Genomic DNA, 551 nt, shown 5'->3' on the forward strand with positions numbered 1-551 from the left:
ATGACTGGGGTGAAGTCGTAACAAGGTAGCCGTAGGGGAACCTGCGGCTGGATCACCTCCTTAATCGACGACTCAGCTGCTCCATAAGTTCCCACACGAATTGCTTGATTCATTGAAGAAGACGATAGAAGCAGCTTTAAGCTCCAAGCTGATAGCTCCAAGCTAACAGTTACGCGCTCGAAATTGGGTCTGTAGCTCAGTTGGTTAGAGCGCACCCCTGATAAGGGTGAGGTCGGCAGTTCGAATCTGCCCAGACCCACCAATTTTGTATGGGGCCATAGCTCAGCTGGGAGAGCGCCTGCCTTGCACGCAGGAGGTCAACGGTTCGATCCCGTTTGGCTCCACCATTAACTGCTTCGAAGCGTTTGAGAGTTTAGAAATGAATATTCCAGCGTGAATATTGATTTCTAGTCTTTTGATTAGATCGTTCTTTAAAAATTTGGGTATGTGATAGAAAGATAGACTGAACGTTACTTTCACTGGTAACGGATCAGGCTAAGGTAAAATTTGTGAGTTGCTCTTAGGAGCTCAATCGAATTTTCGGCGAATGT

General features: G+C 46.8%; 2 tRNA genes and 1 rRNA gene. All 3 read left to right on the forward strand.

From position 1 onward, the window contains the following. Positions 1 to 63, forward strand: a 16S ribosomal RNA gene (locus tag BSF44_RS29295); the annotation flags it as partial. 122 nt (positions 64 to 185) lie between these two features. After that, positions 186 to 262 (forward strand) — tRNA-Ile (locus tag BSF44_RS29300). Positions 263 to 271: 9 nt separating this feature from the next. Further along, positions 272 to 347, forward strand: a tRNA-Ala gene (locus BSF44_RS29305). The last annotated feature ends 204 nt before the right edge of the window (positions 348 to 551 follow it).

Source organism: Pseudomonas sp. ACN8, assembly GCF_002303925.1.
GTDB lineage: Bacteria > Pseudomonadota > Gammaproteobacteria > Pseudomonadales > Pseudomonadaceae > Aquipseudomonas.